Origin of the sequence: Rothia terrae (assembly GCF_014705925.2) — a bacterium.
Taxonomy (GTDB): Bacteria; Actinomycetota; Actinomycetes; order Actinomycetales; family Micrococcaceae; genus Rothia; species Rothia terrae.
The window spans coordinates 1,082,837-1,108,873 of the sequence record NZ_CP061539.1; the positions used below are offsets into that span (position 1 = coordinate 1,082,837).

General features: G+C 52.1%; 22 protein-coding genes. 16 read left to right on the forward strand and 6 right to left on the reverse strand.

The window, feature by feature from the left end; genetic code table 11:
* Positions 1 to 2: 2 nt before the first annotated feature.
* Positions 3 to 578 carry a 16S rRNA (guanine(966)-N(2))-methyltransferase RsmD gene (gene rsmD, locus IDM49_RS05005; protein ID WP_168613649.1) on the forward strand — a complete coding sequence of 192 codons (576 nt, stop codon included), beginning with the start codon at positions 3 to 5 and terminating at the stop codon, positions 576 to 578.
* Positions 579 to 637: 59 nt separating this feature from the next.
* Here the strand turns inward: rsmD and IDM49_RS05010 are convergent, their stop codons facing one another.
* Positions 638 to 1,210, reverse strand: a complete 573-nt coding sequence (locus IDM49_RS05010; RefSeq protein WP_193836680.1) for an LURP-one-related/scramblase family protein — start codon at positions 1,208 to 1,210, stop codon at positions 638 to 640.
* A 61-nt stretch (positions 1,211 to 1,271) separates the two neighbouring features.
* Positions 1,272 to 2,471, reverse strand: a complete 1,200-nt coding sequence (locus IDM49_RS05015; protein ID WP_190725238.1) for an aminotransferase class I/II-fold pyridoxal phosphate-dependent enzyme — start codon at positions 2,469 to 2,471, stop codon at positions 1,272 to 1,274.
* Positions 2,472 to 2,574: 103 nt separating this feature from the next.
* On the opposite strand from IDM49_RS05015, the gene coaD reads away from it, so the two are divergent.
* From coaD to mutM, 5 genes are all read left to right on the forward strand, one after another.
* Positions 2,575 to 3,051, forward strand: a complete 477-nt coding sequence (gene coaD / locus IDM49_RS05020; protein WP_168613646.1) for a pantetheine-phosphate adenylyltransferase — start codon at positions 2,575 to 2,577, stop codon at positions 3,049 to 3,051.
* A 228-nt stretch (positions 3,052 to 3,279) separates the two neighbouring features.
* A complete protein-coding gene (locus IDM49_RS05025; protein ID WP_190725239.1) occupies positions 3,280 to 3,768 on the forward strand; it encodes a YceD family protein in 489 nt (162 codons plus the stop codon).
* A gap of 26 nt (positions 3,769 to 3,794) precedes the next feature.
* A complete protein-coding gene (gene rpmF, locus IDM49_RS05030; RefSeq protein WP_168613645.1) occupies positions 3,795 to 3,998 on the forward strand; it encodes a 50S ribosomal protein L32 in 204 nt (67 codons plus the stop codon).
* 11 nt (positions 3,999 to 4,009) lie between these two features.
* Positions 4,010 to 4,702, forward strand: a complete 693-nt coding sequence (gene rnc, locus IDM49_RS05035; protein ID WP_168613644.1) for a ribonuclease III — start codon at positions 4,010 to 4,012, stop codon at positions 4,700 to 4,702.
* Positions 4,703 to 4,765: 63 nt separating this feature from the next.
* Positions 4,766 to 5,752: a bifunctional DNA-formamidopyrimidine glycosylase/DNA-(apurinic or apyrimidinic site) lyase gene (gene mutM, locus IDM49_RS05040; RefSeq protein WP_190725240.1), complete on the forward strand. Its 987-nt coding sequence runs from the start codon at positions 4,766 to 4,768 to the stop codon at positions 5,750 to 5,752.
* A gap of 85 nt (positions 5,753 to 5,837) precedes the next feature.
* On the opposite strand, the gene IDM49_RS05045 is transcribed toward mutM, so the two are convergent.
* The 3 genes from IDM49_RS05045 to IDM49_RS05055 all read right to left on the reverse strand — a co-directional run bounded on the left by IDM49_RS05045 (position 5,838) and on the right by IDM49_RS05055 (position 10,668).
* The gene (locus tag IDM49_RS05045) at positions 5,838 to 6,902 is read right to left on the reverse strand and encodes an NAD-dependent epimerase/dehydratase family protein (RefSeq protein WP_190725241.1); all 1,065 of its coding nucleotides are present in this window, start codon (positions 6,900 to 6,902) and stop codon (positions 5,838 to 5,840) included.
* Complete coding sequence (locus IDM49_RS05050; RefSeq protein ID WP_190725242.1) at positions 6,902 to 9,571, reverse strand: alpha/beta fold hydrolase; 2,670 nt, start codon at positions 9,569 to 9,571, stop codon at positions 6,902 to 6,904. The genes IDM49_RS05045 and IDM49_RS05050 overlap by 1 nt, the downstream gene beginning before the upstream one ends.
* Positions 9,572 to 9,636: 65 nt before the next feature.
* Positions 9,637 to 10,668 carry a 3-oxoacyl-ACP synthase III gene (locus IDM49_RS05055; protein ID WP_190725243.1) on the reverse strand — a complete coding sequence of 344 codons (1,032 nt, stop codon included), beginning with the start codon at positions 10,666 to 10,668 and terminating at the stop codon, positions 9,637 to 9,639.
* A gap of 284 nt (positions 10,669 to 10,952) precedes the next feature.
* Here IDM49_RS05055 and smc point away from each other — a divergent pair, with 284 nt between their 5' ends.
* Positions 10,953 to 14,399, forward strand: a complete 3,447-nt coding sequence (gene smc, locus IDM49_RS05060) for a chromosome segregation protein SMC (protein ID WP_190725244.1) — start codon at positions 10,953 to 10,955, stop codon at positions 14,397 to 14,399.
* Positions 14,400 to 14,482: 83 nt separating this feature from the next.
* Here smc and IDM49_RS05065 read toward each other — a convergent pair whose 3' ends face one another.
* The gene (locus IDM49_RS05065; RefSeq protein ID WP_190725245.1) at positions 14,483 to 15,835 is read right to left on the reverse strand and encodes an MFS transporter; all 1,353 of its coding nucleotides are present in this window, start codon (positions 15,833 to 15,835) and stop codon (positions 14,483 to 14,485) included.
* Positions 15,836 to 16,080: 245 nt separating this feature from the next.
* On the opposite strand from IDM49_RS05065, the gene ftsY reads away from it, so the two are divergent.
* From ftsY to IDM49_RS05110, 9 genes are all read left to right on the forward strand, one after another.
* Entirely contained in the window at positions 16,081 to 17,169 is a 1,089-nt protein-coding gene (gene ftsY / locus IDM49_RS05070; RefSeq protein ID WP_168613637.1) for a signal recognition particle-docking protein FtsY, read from the forward strand.
* 274 nt (positions 17,170 to 17,443) lie between these two features.
* Positions 17,444 to 18,709, forward strand: coding sequence for an ammonium transporter (locus IDM49_RS05075; protein WP_190725246.1), 1,266 nt, complete (start codon positions 17,444 to 17,446; stop codon positions 18,707 to 18,709).
* 3 nt (positions 18,710 to 18,712) lie between these two features.
* Positions 18,713 to 19,051 carry a P-II family nitrogen regulator gene (locus IDM49_RS05080; RefSeq protein WP_190725247.1) on the forward strand — a complete coding sequence of 113 codons (339 nt, stop codon included), beginning with the start codon at positions 18,713 to 18,715 and terminating at the stop codon, positions 19,049 to 19,051.
* A 154-nt stretch (positions 19,052 to 19,205) separates the two neighbouring features.
* On the forward strand, positions 19,206 to 19,790 hold the full coding sequence (locus tag IDM49_RS05085) for a GNAT family N-acetyltransferase (protein ID WP_190725248.1): 585 nt from the start codon (positions 19,206 to 19,208) through the stop codon (positions 19,788 to 19,790).
* Positions 19,791 to 19,820: 30 nt separating this feature from the next.
* Positions 19,821 to 20,408: a GNAT family N-acetyltransferase gene (locus tag IDM49_RS05090; protein WP_190725249.1), complete on the forward strand. Its 588-nt coding sequence runs from the start codon at positions 19,821 to 19,823 to the stop codon at positions 20,406 to 20,408.
* 128 nt (positions 20,409 to 20,536) lie between these two features.
* On the forward strand, positions 20,537 to 21,364 hold the full coding sequence (locus IDM49_RS05095) for an exodeoxyribonuclease III (RefSeq protein ID WP_168615324.1): 828 nt from the start codon (positions 20,537 to 20,539) through the stop codon (positions 21,362 to 21,364).
* A 189-nt stretch (positions 21,365 to 21,553) separates the two neighbouring features.
* A complete protein-coding gene (ffh, locus tag IDM49_RS05100; RefSeq protein ID WP_190725250.1) occupies positions 21,554 to 23,128 on the forward strand; it encodes a signal recognition particle protein in 1,575 nt (524 codons plus the stop codon).
* A gap of 235 nt (positions 23,129 to 23,363) precedes the next feature.
* Positions 23,364 to 23,852 (forward strand): NUDIX domain-containing protein, encoded by a 489-nt coding sequence (locus tag IDM49_RS05105; protein WP_168615322.1) that lies wholly within the window; start codon positions 23,364 to 23,366, stop codon positions 23,850 to 23,852.
* 39 nt (positions 23,853 to 23,891) lie between these two features.
* Positions 23,892 to 25,814 (forward strand): hypothetical protein, encoded by a 1,923-nt coding sequence (locus IDM49_RS05110; RefSeq protein ID WP_190725251.1) that lies wholly within the window; start codon positions 23,892 to 23,894, stop codon positions 25,812 to 25,814.
* The last annotated feature ends 223 nt before the right edge of the window (positions 25,815 to 26,037 follow it).

Genomic DNA, 26,037 nt, shown 5'->3' on the forward strand with positions numbered 1-26,037 from the left:
TTTTGAGCCGAATTATTGCAGGTATTGCCGGTGGTCAACGTTTAGCTAATGTTCCGGGTGACAACACGCGTCCAACGACAGACCGCGTGAAAGAGGCTCTTTTTTCTCGATTGGATGCGTACGAGGTACTTGAAGATGCTCGGGTGCTCGATTTGTTTGGTGGCTCGGGAGCTTTAGGCTGTGAGGCTTTATCGCGCGGTGCCACCCATGTTGATTTTGTGGATCATTATCCCAAAGCTATTACGGCGATTGAGAAGAACGCAGCATTGCTGGGTAAGTCGGTGAGTGGTACGTCAAAGGTTCACAAGATGACCGCCGCATCGTTCACGGAGCACTACACGGGGGCACCCTTCGACGTGGTTTTTATTGATCCGCCGTATGCCGTATCTAACGACGATATCTATTTACTGTTGGAAAAACTAACTGCCCATGTGGTGGAGGGTAGCGTGATTGTTCTTGAACGATCCACTCGCAGCGAAGAACCTTTACTTCCGCAAGGGCTAGAGCGGTTTGCGACTAAGCAGTATGGCGAGACAACGCTGTGGTACGTCGAACCTGTAGAGCCAGAAAATTCTTGAGAATAAAAGAAAAACCGGTAGTAGATCAGATGCGTACCCCCGGTTTTTCTGATGACAATTTAGTTTTTGCTCGCTTTAGCGCGAATTAAATCAAGGGCTAAGACTGTGCCAAAAATCGCCAAACGAATCTCTGGCGGCGCACCGGGGTCGAGCTCAATGTTGTACCTGCTACGTCCCATCAACCCTTTGCCCATTCCAGCCCATGCGCGTGAAACGGCCGCGGCACGATGGGTGCCCGCCAGGATATCGAAGTCGAACTTTAGCGGCGACCCCTGCAACGTCAAAATAAGCCCCTGCGCCATTTCAACGGTGACCTTTGTTGAGAACAAAGCAATATTTTGCACCACCGAAGCTAGGCGCTCGCCGTTACCGCTGTAAATCTCAAAGCGGTCGCGTCCAAACGTTATTTCGTCGTTTAATTTGAGGTAGACCAGACCGTCAGCGCCGATGAGATCGAAATTTCGGCTACCCATGACCATACGCGAGAGACCATCGCCTTGAGTGACAAAATCACCTAAGACTTGCTCTGCGCTGTTCTGGATCTGAAAATCATTGCTCATGAAACCGCTCGTTTGTTGGAAAATAAGCGAGTTTTCTGTCAGAAGTGCGGGAAGGTTGTAGTGTTCATTCATGGTTTAACCTAACGTACTTTGTAGATGTGCATCACAAATCAATGGTTTAAGTCTGCTAAGGCTAGCCAAGAGTCTTCAAACGATCAACCGCTGCATCAAGCACTTCAGGTCGCTTACAAAAGGCGAACCTGACCCAGGTCGATACCGCCGGTTTATAGTTCTTCGTCGCAAAGGCCGTGAGCGGAACAACCGCTACGCCTGCTTCACGCGGCAACACGGTGGCTAGCTCTACCGCGTCCTTAGCACCCATCTTTTCGAGTAGATCGGTGGCATCGGCAACGGCGAAGAAAGTGCCCTGCGGTTTTTGCAACTTCCAGGCAGTGTTATCTAACCCGTGCAACAGAATATCGCGTTGTTGCTGGTAAGCGACTTTCAGCCCGTCATAGAAGGATGCGGGTGAGTTTAGTGCCGCCGCGGCGCCTACTTGTAGGGGAGCAGCTGCTGAATGCGAAAAATATCCTTTGACAATTTTCAGGGCTGAAATGAGGCGCTGTGGCCCGGTCACCCAGCCGATTCTCCAGCCGGTTGCTGAAAAGGTTTTAGAGATGGCAGATACAAACAGCGTTCGGTCTTTAGCTTCTGGAATCAGAAAAATTGGCGAGAACTTTTGGTGATCAAAAGTGAGATGCTCGTAGACTCCATCTTGAAGAATCAGCGCGTCGTGCTCAGCAGCCAGCTGGGCTATTTTATGTTTCGTCTGAGGCGAGAAAACAGTGCCGGTGGGGTTGTGAGGGTCGTTGAAAATCACCATGCGCGTGCGCTGTGAAAAGGCATTTTCCAATGCATCCAAGTCGGGATCGAACGTCGGTGGCACAAGCGGCACCGTTTTTATCACTGCACCGGCCTGGGCGATGGCTGCGGGGTAGATGTCATAGAAAGGTTCAAAAACTATGACTTCATCACCGGGTCGCACGAAAGCGGCAACGGCGGAAGCGATGGCTTCTGACGCGCCTGCCGTGATAAGAACGCAGTCGGTTGATAGTGAATCGTTGTAAAAGCGATGCTGATGGGTGGCAACGGCTTTGCGCAAAGCCTCATCCCCGGCGATGGTTGCGTATTGATTTTTCCCCTCTGCAATAGCGTCCTGTGCCGCCTGAAGCATCGCTGAGGGGCCATCGGTATCTGGAAAGCCCTGTCCCAAATTGATGGCATCGTATTGATGAGCCAGCGCAGACATTTCTTCAAAGATAGTTGAGGTCTGTTGCCCAGTTGCACTCAGCAGGCCGGTGGCGCGGCCTACGTGTTCGTACGGGAAAATCATAAGGGGACTCCTCACGCCAAGACATGTACATTATTGAAGAACTTTGCAACACTTGCCGGCTGCTGCCTTCTGGGATTTTTAAGGCACTGTTAGTCTTATTATCATGCAATTAGTTGTTTGCCCCGGTTCTTTCGACCCCATTCACAATGGGCACGTTGAAATTATTACCCGCGCCGCCAAGATCTACGGTTCAGTGCTCGTAGCTGTAGCCCATAACTCTGCTAAAAAATACCGATTCTCGCTCGAGGAGCGGGTTGCAATGGCGCAAGAAACTTTTGAGTATCTTGACGGCGTGCGCGTTGAAGCCATGCCTCAGGATGCGTTGCTAGCGGACTATGTGCGCGCGCAGGGTTCTACATTGATGATCAAGGGCTTGCGCAATAGCCAAGACTTTGAATATGAAGCTCCCATGGCAAGCATGAACCGTCATATCTCCGGTGTTGAAACCAGCTTCTTGGTAGGTGACACCAAATGGACTCACCTGTCATCCACCATCGTCAAAGAAGTAGCATCCTACGACGGCAATATCACCGCATTTGTGCCGCGGTCTGTACAGCGAGCATTTGGGCAACTCAACTAAGTAATGCGCACAGGCAGTGGTAATGACACCGCATATCACTAGGATGAGGTTAACCCCACACCACCTAGCGTTGCACTGCATAAATTAACGTGGAATGCTTGTAGTGCTCACTTTTTATATCTAAAATAGTGGGTTGGTTATAAAATTCGTCAGGAGTTCGTCATTAATCGAAAAAATTCATCGCCCCTGAAGGTATCGGTGCGAGAACTGAGCCATCGACCTGGGACAATGGAAACCCTCGATGAAGTTGTACCCGCGCCAAAAGATTTTGGCAATGCTCTCATCGGAGCGGAAGAAGGTACCGACATTGACCTCAATGTCCGACTGGAATCCGTTGTAGATGGTATTCTGGTATCTGGCGTTGCCTCCGTGGATGTACACGGAGAATGTAGCCGTTGCCTTGATTCAATCGACTATGAATTATCAGCCGATGTTCAAGAGCTCTTCGTCTTTGAGAAGGCCCCTGAAGGTGGCCCTGAAGATGAAATTGATGAGCAGTACGCAGTAGAGGACGAAGAAATCGACCTTGAACCAGTATTGCGGGACGCAGTGATTCTACAGCTGCCGTTCCAGCCCGTTTGTCGGGAAACCTGCTTGGGCTTGTGTTCAGAGTGCGGCTTCCGCCTTGAAGATGACCCCGAGCATCACCATGAGGTGCTTGATTCTCGTTGGAACGCCCTAGCCGGGTTGTTCAATGAGGGTGATAAGAACTTATAAGTTATTAAGAGAGAAAAGAGATAGCTGTGGCTGTTCCCAAGCGGAAAATGTCCCGTGCTAACACCCGCGCACGTCGTTCACAGTGGAAGGCATCAGTGCCTCAGCTGGTAAAGACCGTTGAAAACGGTCGCGTGACCTACAGCCTGCCTCACCAGGCTAAGGTTGTTACCGATTCAACCGGTAACGCGCTGTTCTATGAGTACAAGGGCCGCAAGGTCGCTGACGCTTAATCTTTGCGTCAATGACTGACTCTAACAATAGAGCTTTTTTGAAACGTCTCGGTGTCTATATCGACACCGAGACGTTTGTGCTTGCGCTAACTCACCGTTCATACTCCTTCGAAAACGGGGAAATCCCGCACAATGAGCGTCTAGAGTTCTTGGGGGATTCCGTACTGTCTTTGGCCGTCGCCGAAGAGCTGTACCGCCGTTTTCCGGCCGTCCCTGAACGCGAACTTGTGTCACGACATCACGCGGTCGTATCAACTCGTACCCTCGCTCAAATTGCGCGCTCGCTGGAGCTTGGCCCTCATATTCGTTTAGGTAAAGGCGAAAAGCGAAGCGGCGGAGCTGATAAAGATTCAATTTTGGCAGATACTCTCGAAGCTATTTTTGGTGCTGTGTATATGAGCGCCGGACGCGAGCCTGCTCGTGAGTTGGTTCTTCGTCTCACCGGAGATCTGCTGGACGATGAATACGTTTTGGGTGCCGGTGCTGACTGGAAGACCAAGGTGCAGGAGCTTGCCGCATCTTTGTCCAAGGGTGAACCCTCGTACCGTATTACCGGCGTTGGTCCCGACCACGCGCGTCGTTACACAGCCGTACTGGTTATCGACGGTGAGGACATCGTTGCCAGCGGTGGTGAAAGCACTAATAAAAAAGAAGCAGAACGCGAAGCTGCACATCGCGGCTATAAAATTTTGACGCAGGACTAAAAACTTAGCGTCGGGCGGTACAGTTGATGTACCGCCCATTTATTTTTAAAAAAGGTTGTGAGCATGCCCGAGTTGCCCGAAGTTGAAACTGTTCGAGCCGGAATCGTTGAGTATGCCTTAGGTGCTGAAATTGAGAGTGTGGTAGTTCATGATATTCGCTCCATTAGAAGATATGCTGGCGATGCTCACCAGTTTGTAGAAGAGCTCACGGGGGCTGTTATTGTTGATGCTGCCCGACGCGGTAAGTACTTATGGTTGGTGCTTGCACCACGCCACTGTGCGGCAGGTGGAATTGAAAAGATTTCTGATCTTTCACAGATTCCGCCGGCGCTAGTTATTCACTTGGGAATGAGCGGTCAAGTTTTGTTTAAAGACTCTACTTTCGCTGCCGACAAGCACCTGAAGATTACGCTCGGCTTGAAACTCAACGACGGGTCAGCCACGGAACTTAGATTCGTTGATCAACGAATTTTTGGCGGTATGTTTTTAGATGAGTGGGTGCACACCACAGATGCGGCGGGGGAGCTTATACCCTCAGCATCAAGATCTAATCTTGGGCTACCAGTGGTTCCGCGTGCAGTATCGCATATTGCTCGTGATCCCCTTGATCCCAACTTTTCGTATGCAGACTTCCGAACCAAGCTACGTAAAACATCCAGCGGTATTAAGCGACTGCTATTAGATCAATCGGTGATTTCTGGTGTTGGAAATATCTATGCTGATGAGGCTCTATGGCGGGCTAAGCTACATTACAATAAGCCAGCGAAATCGTTGACCGCTGCGCAAAGTAGGACGCTGGTTGATGCGGTCTCAGACGTTATGCAGCAAGCGCTGGTAGCAGGTGGTACGAGCTTTGATGCGCTATACGTCAACGTGAACGGCCAATCGGGTTATTTTGACCGGTCTCTTCACGCTTACGGTCAAGCGGGCAAGCCCTGCGTGCGTTGTTTAGAGGCCGGTAAAACGTCGATAATCGTTCGCGAACCCTTTATGAACCGTAGTTCTTATCGTTGTCCGCGATGCCAGAGAGCACCGCGTCAAGCTCCATAAAGACAAATAAAGAATAATAAAACTGTGGGTCGGAAAACCGGTAAGGCGTCCGACCCACAGTTATACAAAATGCTCTTTGAGCAGATTATCGCGTGTAACGTCCCGTGTAGAACTGACGCAGGCGTTCGTAACCTTCTTCAATAGAAACGCCAGGCGTCCATTTGAGAAGCTCGCGGGTTTTACGCTGATCAAACCAGTGCGCAGTCGATAGCTGTTCCGCCAAAAAGGCTGTCATGGGCGGTTCATCCTCGCCGGGTTTAATCTCCCAAGCCTTTTCGATGACTTTTCCTGCCGCATAAGCTAGTTTTGCCGGAATGCTCTTGGACGGTGCCTGAACACCAGCAGCTTCGGCAAAGCCAGTAAGCAGCTCAGCGACGGTACGCGGCTGACCATTGGTGACTACCAATGGTTGTCCGTGAATATGCTCAATGCGTTCGTACCCGGCAACAACAGCGTCCACAGCGTTATCGATGTAGACAGTATCAATGAGTCCGGTGCCACCATCAAGAAGTGGCAGACGCCCGGCGGCGCTACGCTCAATCAGACGTTCTACCAACTGGGTATCTCCGGGGCCCCAGATAAGATGCGGACGCAAAACGCCAACGCGGAAGTCTGTAGCATCAGATTCTAGAGCTAGTTGCTCAGCGTACGCTTTAGACCGTGCGTAATTGCCGCGGGCGTGTTCAGGGCTAGCAGCGGTGTTGCCTTCACCCACCAATGAGGAACCTGCGTGAGCAACAGACGGTGAAGAAACGTAAATAAACTTCTTCACACCGTGTTGTTTAGCGGTCTCAATCACGGTGCGTGTTCCCACGATATTTGCTTCAACGTAATCGTCCCACGCGCCAGAAACCGATACCTTAGCCGCGATATGGATGACTCCGTCAACATCCTGCATAGCGCTGTCAACGGTTGCAGCATCAGATACAGAGCCGCGAACCTGGCTAACGCGGGATACTACAGAGGCAGGAAGCAGCGACTCTAGCTGAGCGTCCGAGCGTTGAAGCACACGAACCTGATAACCGTCGCGCAACAGCTTGAGAGCTACTTCGCGGCCGAGCATACCTGATGCGCCGGTCACCAACACGCGTTCATTGCGTTCTTTCGCGAATGAATTCTCGCTCAGCGGATGCTGTGAAAAAGCAGTCATTACTTCAACTTCGCTTTCTTACCGGTCAAGGTTTTCTCTGCCCACTGCGCAAGAGCGGGGCGATCAATCTTTGAGTTGTGACGGACATCGGTAGGGTGCTCATCAACGACGAGCACAGCGGATAGTTCAATACCGGTCGTCGATAGAACATGCTGACGGATGCGCTGTGTCAGGCCGAACGGGGCCTGGCCGGCCTTGGTCTTTTCAACAGTCTCGATGACCGCAACCGGGGTTGCTACTGATACGGGGCCAACGCTCACAACAGCAGCGCGCTTGACGCCTTCGACTTCTTCAGTAGCTAGCTCGGCAGCGACGGGAGTGAGAACACCGGCTGACGTCACCATCACGTGAGCCAGGCGTCCTTCTACCCACAGGCGTCCTGAAGCATCGAAATGACCGATATCACCGGTGCGGTGCCAGCCGGGGTTCTGAGTAGAAACTTCTTCTGTAACCCACAAGGTATCGTAACGGTCTTTCACGTGCGGGGCACTGACCATAATCTCGCCGGTAATACCGGCCTCGGTGGTCGGGGTTCCTGTGGCTTCACCGCGAGAATCCAGGGGAGCCACAAGAATCTGAGCACCGTATACAGGGGTTCCAACGCATACACCATTGCCAGCACCGGGCACTGAGGTCTCAGCATCTTGTTGGGCTTCACGAATACTCTGGAAATCAACATCGGTTACCGGTAGAGCCTCAGTCATGCCGTAAGGGGTATGCAATGATGCGTTGGGCAAAATTGCGCTGACCTTCTCTAGCAGAGGCATGGGAATGGGCGCGCCTGCTGAAAGCAACAGGTCTATGTTCTTCAAGGCTGAGCGTTGCTCTTTGTTCAGATCAGAAGACGTAGCCACCACGTTCACTAGTGCGGCGGGAGATGCAAAGATTGCGGTTGCTTGGATAGCATGAGCTGCCGATGCGAGCGCCGAAGCAGAGAGCGTTTTGGGCTTGGTGACATCCATCTTCGGAGTGACGGAGGTACAACCCAACGCTGGCCCGAGCAGAGCAAACGGAGCGAAGCCTGCGACTAGACCGGTGCCAGCAGTAAGGGAATAGGTGTTTTTGATGGTGTCGCGCATTCCTGCCATCTGACGATGCGTGTATACAACACCCTTTGCCGGTCCCGTAGAGCCGGAGGTGTAGAGGACTGCTGCATCGGCGTCAGGATCAACCTGCTCAATCTCAAACATCGCGGTCGGCGCAAAATCTGTAACCGAAGCAATAGCACCAAGAGCCTTCAATGCAGGTGCGGGAAGCTTATCGGCGCTGATGCGCTTGCCAGGCCAGCCCAAGGTCTTTGCCGCGACCAGCGCGGTTTTGATGCCCACAATGTAGTCCGGTTGAGCACCTTTGAGTGCACGGGTGAGTCCCTTAGCTCCCAAACCGGTATCGGCAACGACGATCACAGCGCCGATTTTCAGGCATGCGTAGAGCAAAGCTGTCAGTTTAGATCCGGGAGGAACCATCAGATTGATGCGGTCGCCACGTTTCACGCCCAGCTGGGTAAGACCGTAAGCGATGCGGTTGACCTCAGCGGCTAGGTCAGCCCAGCTGAGACGAGCGACCGCGGAACTGCCGTCGCCACCCATATCAATGACAGCGAGGCTTGAGTCGTTGGATCGCGAGAATAGCTCGGCAATCATGGGGGAGTACTCGGTGGTGAGTCCCTGATGCAGCCGTGCGCGTTCTTCGGTGTGCAACTGACGTGCGGTTTTTTCGTTCACAAAATTCTGGGTGAGCCAGTTGAGTGCAGGAGTAGCAATATCTTCATCTTCAGCTACAAGGTGCGAGGCGTTTTCATAGCGGTGAACCTGGGCCTGCGGCATACGGCGCATAAGATCCATCATGTATTTGCGCTGGAACACCGGGTCTTTAGTGCCCCATTGGAAGAAAGCGGGAACGTTGAGTTCTTTGATGCCTTCAGCAATACGCACCATGTGCGGGTGGGAGGCGGTTTCGGGGCCGAAGGGAATATCTCCGACAAAATTCTGGATGGCAGCGCGACGCTCTTCAGTTTTGTAGGGAGCTCGATAGGTTGCTCGAATATCAGAATCGAGACCACCCTGCACAAGACCTAGCGTTACGTCCAAGAACGCAGTGGTCTTTGAGGTGGCAACAGGATGGACCTTAGGAGCCAGGGCCAAACGTAAGGCTGAGGGCAGATTCTCACGGTGATCGTGAAAGACGCCGGTGTTGGTGAGCATGACGCCGTTGATGAGCTCGCGGTGCTCAAGCGCCCAACCCAGTGAGATCAGCCCACCCCAGTCATGCGCCATGGTCACTACAGGTTTGTCGGTGGAATTCAGGCCTACCGCAGCAGAAAAATCTGAGAGGTCGCGGACGCGGTCAGCTAAGCTGCGAACGGTTCCCGTTCGTTCTGAAAAGCCCATATCGATCTGATCAACTGCAATCACGCGCCAGGGGTGCTCCGCTTGGGTGGCTGCTGAAAGAACGGAGCGCCACAGATAAGACCACGTGGGATTACCGTGCACACAAAAAACAGTGCCCACGTAATCGCGTGAACCGAGTGCATCAATATTATCGAGGTAATGCCACGTGCGGGTGGTGCCAGCCTTCTCAACGGGCGCAGTGGATGCCACTTCAAGAGTTTTAGACCAGAGGGGGTCTACTCCGGGCCAAGTGGCAGGATCAAAAGTTACGGTTGCCATCAAAATACTTTCTTAACGGTAGAAGGACGCGCTTTTGACGGCGCGTCCTTAGTGAGAAAACTTGATTACCAAATAATTTCCATGAGAGCGGTGTTCAAACCGGAGCCAACACCGAGGCACAGGATGCGATCGCCCTTGGAATACCCCGCAGCTTCTTCTGCTAGCGTCATTGGGAGTGCAGCGGACGCCACGTTACCCCAGACAGGGAAGGTCAGCGGAAGTTTACTGCGGTCCAAATCAACGGCTTCAATAATGGCGTTGGTGTGCGCGTTTGAAACCTGGTGGGTCACGATGGAGTCCATGTTTGACCAGTCCCAGCCGTTTTCCTGAGCTTCCTTCCATGCTTCAGCAACCAGTTGCAGACCGTGCTTCAACAGACCGGCAGCATCGGTATTCATGCCCTGATCAGCCTCACCACCAATGCACAAATCGCGGTGTTCAGTACCTGCGCGAGAAACAGTGCCGACAATCTTATGAGCATCGGGATGCAAATCGGTAGGACCAATAATTGCCGCAGCAGCACCAGAACCCAAAGTGAGTGAAGCAAACTGGGCAAGAACATCGTCACGGGTAGTTTCAGGGTTATTCAGGATGCGCAAAGCGGTACGGTGCCACGGTGAAGGGTCTTCCCCAGAAACGATCAGAGCATACTTGATAGCGCCAGCATCAATCATTGAAGAAGCCACGGTAATGGCGTTCACAAAGCCTAGGCATGCGTTGGTGATATCGAAATCTAGAGCGTGACGCGGCAGTCCCAAACGGTCATGAATACCCACTGCAACTGCAGGCTCAAGGTTGTCACGAGTGACCGAAGCATTGATAATCAGACCAATCTGATCTTTGTCGATACCCGCACGCGCAATAGCTTTTTCAGCAGCCGCTACAGCGCCGTTTTCAAAGTGCATACCCTCGGGCCATGCGCGACGCTCTTTAATGCCCGCCAAGCGTTCAAGTAGGCCTTTGGGAAGTCCCAAACGCTTATAGGTGTCAGACAGCTCATCTTCGAAGTATGAAGAGGGCACCACCTTCGAGGGGATTTCATTTGCAATTGAAATCAGCGATGCGTTCGCGTGTCGAATATCTGAGTTTCTGGTCAATCTATTGGAGCTTTCGTACCTGGAATATCGGTGTTCACTTCTCGTCTAATGAGCAAACAGAATAAGAATGCATGCACATTTGGCAGTACACAATTACCTAAGATTCTAATACTTATGCCAAAGGTTACTGTGTATTTCACTGACGGGGCAATATCACAGTGTTTTGTATTGCTACGTGGTCATTGACGTGACACTTGCAGTAGCCGTAATCGACAGAGCGAGTTGGCGACCTGCGGTACTCTGGGTACTACTTGCTTATTGATACCGATTGGGGAAGTTCTTTCGTGCACCTGACCTCGCTCACCATTCGCGGATTCAAATCATTCGCATCTGCAACTACCTTCACTTTTGACCGGGGTATGAGTGCGATTGTTGGCCCTAACGGTTCGGGCAAATCAAACGTTGTGGACGCGCTTTCCTGGGTGCTGGGCGAACAAGGCACCAAAAATTTGCGCGGCGGTTCGATGCAGGACGTGATCTTCGCGGGCGCCGGTCAGCGCTCTGCTTTGGGACGCGCGAAAGTGAGTGTCACTTTCGATAACTCAGATGGAGAACTCGATGCTCCGTATTCAGAGGTGGAGATATCTCGCACCATGTTCCGCACAGGTGGCTCTGAGTACGAAATTAACGGCGAACCCGCCCGCCTAGCTGATATTCAAGAACTGCTGTCAGGAGCAGGTTTAGGTAAAAACCTTCATGTTTTGGTCGGGCAGGGGCAACTCGATCAACTGCTCTACGCCTCGGCAGAACAGCGACGCGTCCTACTTGAAGAAGCTGCAGGAATTAACAGACACCGTCGTCGTCAGGATAAAACCGCGCGCAAACTAGAGTCCATGCGCGAAAACCTCACCCGCGTCGAAGATCTAGTCAAAGAACTCGAGCACCAGCTAGAACCTTTAGGCGAACAAGCAGAATCAGCACGCGAAGCCTCCAAAATCCAGGCAGAAATCCGTGAACTGCAATCTGTACAACTTGCAGTTGACATCAAAAATCTTTCTCAGGACATCGAGAAAATTTCGGAGCAACAGGCACAAGCCCACGAGGCTTTTGAACAGCTAACGGCTGAGGATAAAACTGCTCAAGAAAACAGCGGCGTCTTTAGAAAAACGTTCTCTGAAGCGCAAGAAATAGAACGTTCCATTGAGAACAGACTGCAAAAAATCTCAGCTTTAGAATCTCAAATCGCAGGACTTATTGATTTAGCCCATGAACGCTCAACGCGCTCAGAAATTGATGTTACGCCTTATCAGCGGGCGCTGGCGAGCGCTCGCGCACGTGTGAGTCAAGCGCAGCAGGACGCTTCGGATCTGAGTGCACACAAAGTACTCGTAGCTGAGCAAGTCTTTGTCGCGGGTATAAAGCAGCAGGTCGCGGCGGAAGATTATGACAAAGCGTCTCAAGCAGTGCGTAGTGTTCACAAGCAGATTCAGGCAGAGCGTCAACGCAAGGCGGAGCTTACAGAGGAACTAGCTGCTCACCGGGCACGCGCAACGCGAGCGGAGGCAGAGGCTCAAGAACGCGGTCAAGAACTAGATGAAATTATCGAATTGAAGTCTAATGCGACCGCGATTCTTCAAGAACACCGCTCAGCTCTCCAGGACGCTGAAGATAAGGTTCGCCAAACGCAAGAGCAGCATGAGAGCGTTCAAAAGCGCCGTTCATCTGCGCGTCAGAATCTTGAGAGGGCTCGCACTGAGCATGCAAAAATCACTACTTTAGAGGCGACCCACATCGCTGAAAGAGCTACCCTTCACCGTGCCCTAGCTAGTAAAGCATCGCAGGACGCCCCGGCTAAAGCGCAGCAGCTTTTCAAACGATTCAGCGTCGAGGACGGGTGGGATGAGGCTGTTGCCGTAGCTTTAGGCGATATTGCCGAAGCCTATGTGGTCGAACGTCAGACAGTACGTACCGCCGGAAAAGTCACAGAGGTATCTGTCGTCTTCAGCCCTTCGGCGCATTCTTCGCTACCTGATTGTGCAGAGAAAAACGTCAGGCCAATTCTTGAGGTCATTGACGCCGACGCAGATGCCGAGCCTATTGTTCGCGCTGCACTGGGGTACTATGTTGTGACAGAAAATATCGAGGACGCTCATTCCTTCGTGGAGAAAAACACCGGATTCGTGGCGGTTACCCGTGCAGGTGTCAGAATCAGCAACTGGTCGGTGATTTACCCCCGTGCTGCTAGCTCTGCGGTGCAACTGCAGCACGATTTTGAAAAGGTGTCTCAGCAACTGGAGAACATTCAGCGTCGGGTGCTGGAATCGAGTGAAACAGTGCAGGCCGCCGAGAAAACTCTGGCTGACGCTCGCACCGAGGAAAAAGAAGTGCTTCGCCACCTCGGCGCGGCACGAGGTAAAGCTGAAAAATTACACCGCGAGACTGCCGCCTTCGAATCGCGTCTGGCGACTCTTGAAAGCCACATTAAGCGGCAGAGTCATTTGGTAGAGACTGCCCAGCAGCGCGTAAAGGACGCTCAGCGAGAGCTGAAAACAACACTCGATTTGATCGGTCAGCAGCGACCTGTCGACCGCGATATAAGCGCACTTGAAAAGCGTCAAAACCAGGTTCAGCAACGAGTCAACCGCGTCCAGTCTGTGCTTGATGCCGCTACCAGTCGCGCGCAAGCATCCGAAGAAAGTCTCACACGCGCCAAAAAGGGTCTCCAAACGAGTAACCAAGAGCTGAATCAAGCTCTAGGTGAGTTCAACCGGGCGTTGCAGCGTCAAGAGCTCGGTGAGCAGAGGGCGCACAAAGCCCGGGTGGCTAAAAAGAAAGCTATCCTGCTTCAACAAGCGTTAAAAACAGCTCACAAACATGAAGAAGATGCGCTGGTACACGCGCAAAAGAAACTAGCAGACCTAGCCAAACAACAAGAACGCAAAACTTCCGAAAAGACTATCCGACAAGCCCAGCTATCATTGCTCTCAACGCAGGTTTCAGAGTGCAAAATTCAACACGCTCGCCTAGAAACCAGGTATGAAGACCTGAGCCAGAAATCCTTAGAGATTTCAGGTAAAACAGCCAGCCAGCTCGTTGAACGCTATGAAGAGCACCTTGAAAACTATGACAGCGACCAGACTCTACTAACCCTTGAAAAGCTGACTCAACAGTTACAGAATCTAGGGGCGGTAAACCCCCTGGCGCTTGAGGAGTATGAAGCCCTTCAAGAACGCCACAGGTTCATGAACGAGCAGTTAAATGACCTCAAATCATCACGTGCTGATCTGCGTGCCATTATGAAGGACGTCAATACGCATATTGCCACGCTCTTTGAATCTGTTTTCACCGAGGTTAAAAACAATTACGAGGTGATTTTTCCGCGTCTTTTCCCAGGAGGCGAAGGCACCCTCGTCCTCACCGACCCCACCAACTTACTAGACACAGGCATCGAAGTTCACGCGCGTCCAGCAGGTAAAAAGGTCAAGCGTCTATCGTTGCTGTCTGGTGGCGAGAGGTCGCTGGCATCGTTGGCGCTTTTAATTGCAATCTTTATGGCTCGTCCCGCCCCGTTTTATGTGCTGGATGAGGTTGAGGCAGCTCTTGATGACCGCAATCTTTCACGCCTGTTGGATATCCTCAAGGAGCTTTCACAGCAATCACAGCTGGTGATGGTGACGCATAAAACCCGCACGATGGAAGCTACGGAAGTCCTCTACGGAATCGCTATGCACGACGGCGTCAGCACTGTAGTTAGCCAGAGAATCGAACAGCTCAGAGAACTGCTGGCATAGCTGTACCGCCCTTAGCCCTAAGTTTTATTTTAAAAAAGTGCCCCAAGAACACCTTGGGGCACTTTTTAGTGAGATGAGGACGCTTAGCGGCCGGTATATTCTTCGTCCGCCAGACCAGCGGGGTAGCTAGGGCGCATGGCGGGTAACCAGAGTACCGACGTCAAAATCATGAGCGCACCCGATACACCAAATGCCCAGCCGAAGCCCGCCGCATCGGCGATAGCGCCGGCTAAGATTGGACCAACAATCTGCCCAACATCAGAAAACATCTGAGAGGACGCCAGCACCGAACCGCCGGAGCGCTTGTTGCCGATAATATCCGCAATGGACGCCTGCATCGCGGGCGCCAAAATGCCGGTGCCGATACCGGTGACCACAGACAGGCCAACAAACCAGATCGGATGCGAAGCGAAGCCAAAGAAAATTGTGCTGATACCAGCAATGATGAGCCCGGTAAATACAAAGGGGCGACGTCCGGAACGGTCACTAAATTTTCCGGCAATATTCTGTGCAAACGCGTTACCTACGGCGTATGCAGCCATCGCAAAACCCGCCAAGAAAGCGGCCTGGTTATCAACGTTGACGCCTTCGCCAGAGACCATCGTCATGACTGAAATAGCTGCCAAAGGAATCAGCGAGACACGAATGCCCAAGGCAACCCAGCCAACAGCAAAGTTACCTGCGAGCGCTGCCCGATAGTTACTGAATTTTAAAGCATTCCGGAAGGTGAGCGGTGGGTTCACCTGCGCACGCATCATGGTGGTGGTCATGCCGGTATCTTTGAGTCGCAAAAACAGTACGGCGGATGCGGCAAAGAGCAAAACGGCGTATGCGACAAAGGGTACTCGCATGCCCAGGGGTGTAGCCAACGCACCCGCGACAGGACCCAAAATGTTACCCAGCAAAAATGATGTTGCGTAGTAACCGCTGACGCGTCCGCGAATAGTCGGGGGAGAGAGACGAACCAGCAAACCCATTGCTGAAACCGAGAACATGACTGATCCGACGCCGCCAAAGGCTCTGGCTGCGAGCAAAAACCAGATGTTAGGCGCAAAGGCTGTGGCAAGAGAGCCAACAGCAACTATCAGAAGTCCTGCGATGTAGACGGGACGTTCCGTGAACTTTTCAATAAGCTTGCCAGCGCCGGGAGCGAAGAGCAGGCGGGTAAAGGCAAAAATCGAGATAACAACACCGGCAATTGCGGTGCCCACATTGAAGCTTGTGGCATAGCGGGGGAGAACCGGTGCGATGAGACCAAACCCGAGTGCAATAAGGAATGATGCAACAATCATTACCTTGATCTGCTCGGGGACTTTTGGTTTTTCTACTGACGGGGGAGCCGTTGCCTCTTCTGAAGCGATAACCGGTAGCAGCCCGGTTTCGGGTGCGATTGAGTTGATAACTCCCGTTTTGGGGTCTTGTTCATAGCCTGACATAGTGACAATCTGTGTGGGTTCGTTACGTATCTTCTGACATCTTTTAACATTCAAGTATGTAAAAAATATTCCTCAAGTAAAGCGGGGTTTATTTATAAGGGTCTCAAGTCCTGCGTCGATCTTTGCCCATTCCTAATGGAGGGGTCGCAGTAAGCGAGCTTACGTTTTGTCTCTGATCTCAGTTGTGATGAGCTCACGGCTAGAAAACCCACATGTCAAAACTAATTTGTGGCAAGCTAGAGAACATGAATGATACGTTGACGCTTATTTTGTACATTGTGCTTGGCGTCGCTGTTTTGGTGGGTTTGGCTACTGTGCTGATGCGCGGTCCCAAGGCCCCTCCAGGCGGCTACTCAAGCACCCGAGATGCTAATGATCCTGCTGACGGTAAGCCTTCGGTAGATTCACCTGCTCCGGTAGCTGGGCGTCTGGTTCGACTGCGAGAACGCTTGGCTCGTTCCAACAATATGCTGGGCAAGGGGCTTTTAGCGCTACTTTCTCGCGACAAAATCGATCAGGACGTCTGGGACGAGGTCGAAGAAACCTTGCTCATGGCTGACCTCGGTTCAGAGCCGTCCATGCGTCTTGTGGAGGCTTTGCAATCTCGAGTCCGTGTAGAAGGAACCGAAGACCCGGCACACGTGAAGCAGATGTTGCGTGAGGAACTCTTGAAGGTTGTTAACCCCGACCTTGACCGTTCTTTGAAGCTCGATGGTGCTGACGGTAATCCCGGCGTTGTTTTGGTGGTTGGCGTCAACGGCGTAGGTAAAACTACGACCGTTGGCAAACTGGCACGCGTCATGGTCGCTGAAGATAAGCAGCTGTTGCTCGGTGCAGCAGATACCTTCCGTGCGGCGGCAGCTGATCAGCTACAGACCTGGGGCAACCGTGTTGGTGTTGAAACCGTCCGTAGCGAGAAGGACGGTGCTGATCCCGCGTCCGTGGCCTTCGAAACTATCAAGGAAGGTAAACAGCGTGGTGTTGATACCGTCATGATTGATACCGCAGGACGCTTGCAGAACAAGGCTGGTCTTATGGATCAGCTGGGCAAGATTAAGCGTGTTGTCGAAAAAGAAGCACCCGTTACCGAAGTTCTGTTGGTAATTGATGCGACGACCGGCCAGAACGGTATGGTACAGGCAAAGGTTTTCGCTGAAGTTGTCGATATTACCGGTATTGTTCTGACCAAGCTTGATGGAACAGCGAAGGGCGGCATCGTGGTTGCCATTCAGGAAACTCTGGGCGTTCCGGTCAAACTCGTTGGCTTGGGTGAGGGCCCGGATGATTTGGCTCCGTTTGATGCTGAAGGTTTTGTGGACGCACTTATTGACTAGATCAATAGCTGTTTGATTCACCTACCTGTGCAAGGGGTGGCACTTCTTTTGAAGTGCCACCCCTTTTTGTGTTTGCGGTGCAATAAGTCAGCGGTAACTGGTGCTGGCGTAACGTATTTCTAACCTCTGTAACACCGCTGAAACGTGCTGATACACAACTGCAACACTGAACATGCATCAGTAACCTGAGCGTTACGTACCGGCGTAGAAACCGAAACACTGCTCCCGTTGAATAGAGACATCACATACGCACTACAACGAAAACGGGGATGATATGGAACTGTCTGCCGAGAACGTGTGGAGTATTGTTGCATCGGCAATGGTGCTATTGATGACGCCTGGTCTTGCTTTTTTCTATAGCGGAATGACCCGCGCCAAAGCCGCATTGAACATGATGATGATGTCTTTTATCGCGATGGGATTGGTCGGGGTTATCTGGGTGCTGTGGGGTTATTCTATGAGCATCGAACCGGCGCTGATTCCTGAAATTGTGGGTTCGCCTTTTTCTAATTTCGGGGTGATGCAACTGCTCCATGATTCGCCTGAACAACTATTGACGGTGGGTTTTAGCTCAACCTTCGCCATTATTGCTGTGGCCATTATTTCTGGGTCTGTAGCTGATCGCGCTAAATTTAGTGCCTGGATAGCATTTGTTCCATTGTGGATTACTTTGGTGTACTGTCCGCTTGCGTTTATGGTGTGGGGTGGTGGGCTCTTCTCAGATGAAGGTCTTATCGGCTCGGTATTTGGTGAAGCTATTGATTTTGCGGGCGGTTTGGTCATTCACATTAACGCGGGTGTTGCGGGTTTGGTTCTCGCGGTGATTCTTGGTGCACGTCAGGGGTTCGGCAAAGATCCTAACCATCGACCGCACAACTTACCGTTCGTGATGCTTGGTGCGGCTGTGCTGTGGTTTGGATGGTTCGGCTTCAACGCGGGTGCAGCAGATAGCGTAGTGCAGGCCGGTCTGATTTGGATTAATACCTTAGTAACACCCGGGGCCGCAATGCTGGGTTGGACAGCGCTCGAACGTTTCCGCGATGGTCATGCGACCTCGCTGGGCGGCGCATCCGGTATCGTGGCGGGATTAGTGGCAATTACTCCTGCATGCGCAAATATTGCCCCAATTTGGGCAATCGTGCTGGGGCTGATATCCGGTGTAGCTTCGGCGTACGCGGTGGGTTTGAAGTACAAGTGGGGTTACGATGATTCCCTGGATGTTGTGGGCGTACACCTTGTATCTGGAATTATTGGCACCTTAGCGCTGGGCTTTGTTGCTACCCCAGACACCGGACAAGCTGGACTTTTCTACGGCGGCGGTTTTGGATTGTTAGTAACCCAGACGGTAGCTACTATTCTTTCGATGATTTTCTCGGCTGTCATGACGCTTGCGATTGCGTACCTGGTTCATCGCACCATTGGATTCCGCGTGAGTGAAAAGCAGGAAATTCAAGGAATTGATTTGGCGCAGCACGCCGAAACAGCCTATTCATTTGCCTCCGGTACGTCGGGTAATTTTTTGAAGAGTCTAGGGGAGTAGCCCATGAAACTGATCACCGCTTTGATTCAGCCAGAAAAATTTCAGGAAATTCATGCTGAGCTGGAGGCCTTCGGGGTTTCGGGCATGACAGTGACTGAAGCATCTGGTTATGGAAAACAACGTGGCCATGTTGAGGTCTATCGCGGTCAGGAGTTCACCGTGAGTCTGCTTCCAAAGGTTCGGTTGGAAATCGTGACCACCGAGCAGAGGGCTCAGGATATTGTTGAAATCATTATTGCAGCAGCAAATACAGGTTCACCGGGCGACGGAAAGATCTGGATTTCAACAGTTGATGAGGTGATTAGAATCCGTACGGGGGAGCGAGGTAGCGCAGCCCTTTAGGTGCTGATTCTTCTGGTGCAAGGACGCGGGTGCTGAGGCGCTCGCGTCCTTTTGCGTTGAAATAGGGGATGAAGGGGTAGCTGAAATTTTGTGTCTAAAGTGTTTAGATAGAAGAGTAAAAACTTTACTCGTAAAATAAATAAGGGGTGTTGTGATGGCAAGTTATTCAATGGTGAACGCGTCGATTGATGATTCTGAGGCTATATCGTCGCTCTTGCAAGCAGCCAAAAGAGGGGGACTTGCCCCATCTCAACGTATCAAGCTGGGCTACGTGCAAGGAGATATGTCCTTGGGGCTCGTACGGCGACGGTTTGAACGGGGGTTCGGCGCGCTCATCGCCGTCGATGACTCAACCGGAGAAATCGTCGGAGTGAATTTTTACTCCGATGCCCCTTCGGATACCCAGGTTAAGCATCCGCTGACCGGGGTAGCGTCCAGTCTTCAAGGATTTCAAGAAGACGGTAGAATCGATGAAGCCGGATACCCCATTAGATTCGATAACAGCATGATGTACGGGCCGATGGCAGTTACAGATCACGCGTCCGGGAAAGATCTGGCCCGCAAACTTATCGAGGGGATGGTGCCCATTGCTCAGCAACGAGCGGACGCGCGTATTATCTCGTTTGTGGACAACGCTAACTCAGCGTCCATTGCAGTACACCGCAGGGTTGGCCTCTCCAGCCTCACAGAATTTGAGTTCGAGGGACGTCCCTACACTTTGTTCTCTCGCAACGTTTAGGCACAAACAATATGGAGAAAGAAGACCCCCATGTTTTCACTTACCGAACTAGAAGACTTTGATTTCCGTATCGCAGAAGAAAAAGACGTCAACCATATCGTTGATATTCTGCACGCAGCGGCTCGCGTGGATGCCAGCCAAGAAGAGCGCTCCTCCCAAGGCTTCGTGCAGGGACGCATGGGTAAAGAAGGTATTGAGCAGTGGATTCTCGCTGATTCGCCGGTGCGCGGAGCGGTGGTTGCTCATAACAAGATGGATGATTCCATCATTGGTGTTTGCTTCTTCTCGCCGGTTCCCACCGAGATTGCAGGCCCTCCCGTGGTTCAGGGCATTGCTCAGGCGGTTGCTGATAGTGCAGATATTGACGCTGCCAAGGCGCTTGCATACGGTCCTTTGGCGGTTCGCGACGTATTTAGCGGACGCGGCCTAGCAAAGCACATGATTGCGTTTATTGCAGGTGTAGCTCGCGACCACGAAAAGACTCACATCGTTGCCTCCGTGGAGGACGCTAACCAGAAGTCACTTGGCATGCACGAGCATCTTGGTGCTGAGCGTATTGGCAGCTTTGAACGAGAAGGACGCCCCTATTCTGTAGTGGCATTCGAAACCGTGGCATAGGAACCTGCGTGGCCCATTGGGTCGCTAAACCTCACTCAGGGGGTGCATGAAAATCTCATGAGCCCCTTGAGTATGGGGTTACTAACAGCACCAACCTGCTGTACTAACCACCCCGTACAATGGTTCACATGAAACTCATTTCTTGGAATATTGACTCATTAAACGCCGCTCTCACCAGCGACTCCGCGCGAGCACTGCTTTCGCGTGAGGTGCTCGAAACAATTGCGTCCTACAACCCCGATGTCATCGCACTCCAAGAAACCAAACTTTCCATCAAAGGCCCCACCGCTAAGCATCTTGAGGTTCTCGAGCATTACTTTCCGCAGTACCAAATCGCGTGGGTATCCTCTGATGAGCCTGCGCGCAAAGGCTACGCGGGCACGATGTTCCTCTACAAGCCAGAGCTACAACCTGAGGTAACCTACCCCAAAATTGAAAGCCCGACCACCATGGACTCTGAGGGGCGAATGATCACCCTCGAATTTGATGATTTCTATGTCACTCAGGTTTACACACCCAACGCATCGGACGGGTTAAAGCGCCTAGCTGATCGCCAGCTGTGGGATCGCCAATACGCGGCTTACCTCTCCAGTCTCGATCAGAATAAGCCGGTGCTCGCTACCGGCGACTTCAATGTGGCGCACACCGAAATTGATCTCGCAAACCCTAAATCAAATGTGCGTTCACCAGGCTTCACTCTTGAAGAACGCGACGGGTTTACCTACCTACTAGAGCAGGGATTCACCGATACCTTCCGACACCTTCACGGAGATGTCACCGGCGCCTACACATGGTGGGCACAGCGCTCGCGTACCTCAAAGATTAATAACACTGGTTGGCGCATCGACTATTGGTTAGTCTCACACCGTGTGGCAGATAAAGTACTCAAATCTGAAATGATTGATTCGGGTACCCGCCAGGATCACACCCCGATTCTGCTCGAGATTGAACTGTAAACTCAGTTTCTGCTGAGCTCAACACTCAATACTCAGCCAAAGCCTTACAAACTCTTGCGTGCACTTGAGTGTACTCCCAACGTTTTGCCCTTCTCGCATGCTGCAAGCTCATGCGATATTGTTAGAAGTTGACTTATGTACAAGCGGGCGTAGACCCCACTATCCATCGATGAAAGTAGATCACGACTCGTGTTCAATTCACTCTCAGACCGGTTATCCGCAACTTTCCAGAACCTTCGAGGCAAGGGCCGCCTGTCAGAAGCGGATATCGACGCTACCGTACGCGAAATTCGCCGTGCCCTGCTCGATGCTGACGTTGCAGTGCCGGTTGTTCGCGAGTTCACTGCTCACGTCAAGGAGCGCGCGCTCGGTGCCGAGGTTTCAGAAGCACTGAACCCTTCACAGCAAATCGTCAAGATTGTTAATGAGGAACTTCAAAACATCCTCGGTGGTCAGACCCGCCGCATCAACATGGCGAAGACCGGTCCGACTATTATCATGCTGGCTGGTTTGCAGGGTGCCGGTAAGACCACCTTGGCTGGAAAGCTTTCGCACTGGCTGAAGAAGCAGGGACACACCCCCATGCTGGTGGCGTCCGACCTTCAGCGTCCTAACGCTGTGAATCAGTTGCAGGTAGTGGGTTCGCGGGCAGGCGTCCCGGTTTTCGCTCCTCACCCCGGTGTTAACAGCGAATTTGAAGAAGTGACCGGCGATCCTGTACAGGTAGCTCGCGATGGCGTTGCTGAAGCTCGCGCTAAACTGCACGATGTCGTGATTGTTGATACCGCGGGCCGTTTGGGTGTTGATGCTGAACTCATGCAGCAGGCACGCGACATCCGCGATGCTATCAACCCTCACGAGGTTCTCTTCGTCATCGATGCGATGATTGGTCAGGACGCGGTGAACACCGCTAACGCCTTCAACGAGGGCGTCGACTTCACCGGTGTTGTCCTCTCAAAGCTCGATGGTGATGCTCGCGGCGGTGCTGCGCTGTCTGTCGCGTCGGTGACCGGCAAGCCCATCATGTTCGCCTCAACCGGTGAGAACGTTACTGACTTTGAGCAGTTCCACCCTGACCGTATGGCATCACGCATCCTTGATATGGGTGACGTTCTGTCGCTCATTGAGCAGGCTGAGCAGACCTGGGATAAGGCTGAAGCCGACCGCATGGCGCAGAAGTTTGCTGATCGTGAAGATTTCACGTTCGAAGACTTCTTGGCTCAGATGCAGCAGATCCGCAAGATGGGCTCCATGAAAAAGCTGCTCATGATGATGCCCGGCGCAGCTCAGATGCGTCAGCAGCTTGAACAGTTTGACGAGAAAGAAATTGATCGCGTCGAAGCAATTGTTCGTTCGATGACCCCTCACGAGCGCGTTGCACCCAAGATCATTAACGGCTCTCGTCGTGCTCGTATTGCACGCGGTTCGGGCGTGACCGTTTCTGAGGTAAACCAGCTGATGGAGCGTTTTGCGCAGGCTCAGAAGATGATGAAGAAACTTGCTAACGGCCAGATGCCCGGTATGCCCGGTGGCATGCAGATGCCCGGTATGGCTGCAGCCGGTGGTTCTAAGAAGAAGAATTCTAAGAACAACAAAAAGAAGAAGGGCTCAGGTAACCCTGCAAAGCGTGCTCAGCAGGAGCAGGCTGCACAGCAGAAGGCTCAGGCCGCTCGCGGTGCTTCCTTTGGCCAGCAGCAGAACCAGGACTTCGATATGAGCGATATGAACCTGCCTAAGGGCTTTGAGAAGTTCTTGGGCAACTAGTTCCTGGCTAACGCATAGCCTAGTCTCTGTGGCGGTAACTGACAACAGTTACCGCCACTGTTGCACTGTGGTGCAAGAGCTGATGCCCGGCATGGATTGCGCTCTCAGAAAGCTTAGAGTGTCTTAACTAGTGTCTCAGAGCCTGTATGGGTACATTGGGTAGGTAGTGTTTTATCGGGGAGCGCAGAAGCTCGAAAGGCCGGTAAATACCCCTATTTTGAGGCAAGGAGTGGTTATGAGTTCGTATCTATCCCACGAGGAACTCGTGAAGTTCATTGCAACGTTGCCCACGCGCAGACTTGCCGCTGCCGCTCTCATCAGAGATGAGCACAACAGGATGCTTGCGGTGAAGCCCAATTATAAAGACGGTTGGACTCTTCCCGGCGGCACAGTTGAAGAAGGCGAATCCCCGAAAACTGGCTGCTTCAGAGAAGTCGAAGAAGAAGTGGGGCTTACCCTACCAGAAGGACGCGTGCTCCTGATTTTCCACGGCTTGCAGATGGGTATCTGGGGTGACTCCACCTATTACATCTATGACGGTGGCGTCATCGGCTCACACGCAACCATCACTTTGCAAGAAGAAGAGCTCACCGAATACCGGTGGGTAGCAGAATCAGAATTAGAATCTTATTTTGGTCGGGAGTTCGCAAACCGTCTCAGTGCTTGCTACCGGGCTTTAGAAACCGGCGAAGTAGTAGAGGTCGCGTCCGACCAGGTTGACTAACAACCGCTGATGCTTTTGAAAAGGAATTGAACACACAACATGTCTGATCGTAACTTTGACCCCAATTTCCCCCAGGGGCAGTTCGAGACTTCATGGGCGCGTATTAGTTTGGACTTTGGTCCGCTGGGCTATGAATTAGTTGAAGAAGTTGTAGAAGATACGCAAAATCCAGCTGATGTCATCCGTCAGGAGATTCAGCAGATGATTAGCGCGCTGAAAAGTGTGCAGGGACTTCCGAGCGAGTCTGATATTCAAAAGCTTGATTATGTTGATCTGACTGCTGAACTTTTTGAAAAGCTGTGTGAAACAAAGAACGTAGATGAGCTTGCGGCTTTGTTGGATGACGACAGCGAAGAAGTTCAGACTGCTCAAGATGTTGTAGAAGCGCACGATCAGTCTGAGCAGATGTCTGAACCTCCTACAGTGGCGTCAGCTGATGATTCTGAGACGGAACTTTCCGAAGAAGAACGCATTGACCAGGAATTAGAGCGCCGTATTACTGAGGCGACCAGTGATGATGTAGTGAAAGAACTCTTACTGGCAAGCGTCGATATGCCGCAGCTAATGGTTTATGAGGCAGATGAGAACCATGTTGAGGTCTACGTTCTGTGCACCGAAGCTGATGAGGAGCTTTTGACTGTCGAAGTTAACGAGAAAGGCGAGCTTTCTCAGGGGGCACCTTTCGAGCTCTTCGCTGCTGAACTGATAGAGAAGCTTCCCACGCGCGGGGGCATCTGTGCTGACCAGCAGTCATACACGGTATCTGCACCCGTCACTGAAATCGGGGAAGAACTGACCCTAAATGCAGATGCCAAAGTTTCGGCACTTATTGAAATTGAGATGGGCGAGCTTGCTTTGCATATCGCCCAGGTTGCGTTGCTCAACCCCATTGACGCGGCACCTACAGATCACGGGTGGACGCTGGTCACCAGCGATGCGGTTTCTGTCTTGTCCTTGGTGTCATACCTGCAGCGTCCTTGCGTCGTTGCCGCCGTCACTGAAAATTCGCATCACCTGTCATTTATTTTCCCCGGTAGTTCATCATCTGTAGCTGCTCCTGAATATGATGAAGGCACATGGGGTGATTGGATGCAGAAGGTCGTTGGTGTACCAGGTGACGACACTGAGAGCGGCGTAGTGATTGACCTTGTATGGGGTGTTCCCAAAGTACTGACCCGCCACGTCCCGCAAGGTTCGGTTGCGCTGGATACTTTGTGGTTGCTTCCAGGTATGCTGCCGGAGCCCTTGAACTTTGTGCATATGAACGATGAGATTGACAACTTGACATGGGTGTACGGACTCGATGACCCCACCTCCAAGCGACTTCGCAACTACGTGGAGAACTATGAGTCAGACCTGGGCATGGAATCAGTGTTGCAACTTTTAGGTCATACCGATGATCTCGCGAAAGTGGCAGAGGGTAGGGCTGATATTTCAACGTTTACAGGTTTTAAGAGTTTCGCGCCTGATATGTCGACCATGAAAGCTATCGCCGAGTCTGTGACCTCCTACCCGAGTGGAGATTCTGCGTTGGCAACAGCGCAACGTGCTGCCATGGATCGTCCTTGGACTCTTACTGTTGACGGAGCGGCACAATTAGGTGCCTCTGGCGTCCTTGCCTTTATTGCGGCTCGCCGTAGGGCGCAGGGCAATCCAGCACGAGGTACTTCATTTGCCTCTGCCGCCTTGGCAAGTTCTGGACTAACCGAGCTGATTGTGGCGCGTACTTTCAACCGTTTGCAGAAGCTGAGGGCTGAGCAGGATGCGGCTGACGACCGGGCGAGTGACAAGATGCTCACTAAATATCTCGGTGAAGTCACGGGAGAAACCCCCACTGACTCTATTAGAAAAGCATTAGATTCCACTGCCTGGGGAGCGAAAGCGCACCGTAAAGCAAGCCAAGCAAAGGGCAAAGCAAAAGACGGCGCGAAAAAGTACTTGCGTAAGTTCTTCGGCCAGTAAACCTGAGATTAAAGCGCGGAGAGTCACTGATGATTCAAAACCCATGAATTTTTTGAACGATCTGTGGCTCTCCTCATCTGGGCAGATAATCAAAAAATCGCCTATTTCACACGGGTGTTTTTCGCGTTCACCTAGATTAAGGCCTTTATCTCTGGCATACTACTATGCGTACCCAGTGCGCTCGGCCCCTCTCACCGGGCGTTCATTGTGTCCACAGAGTTTT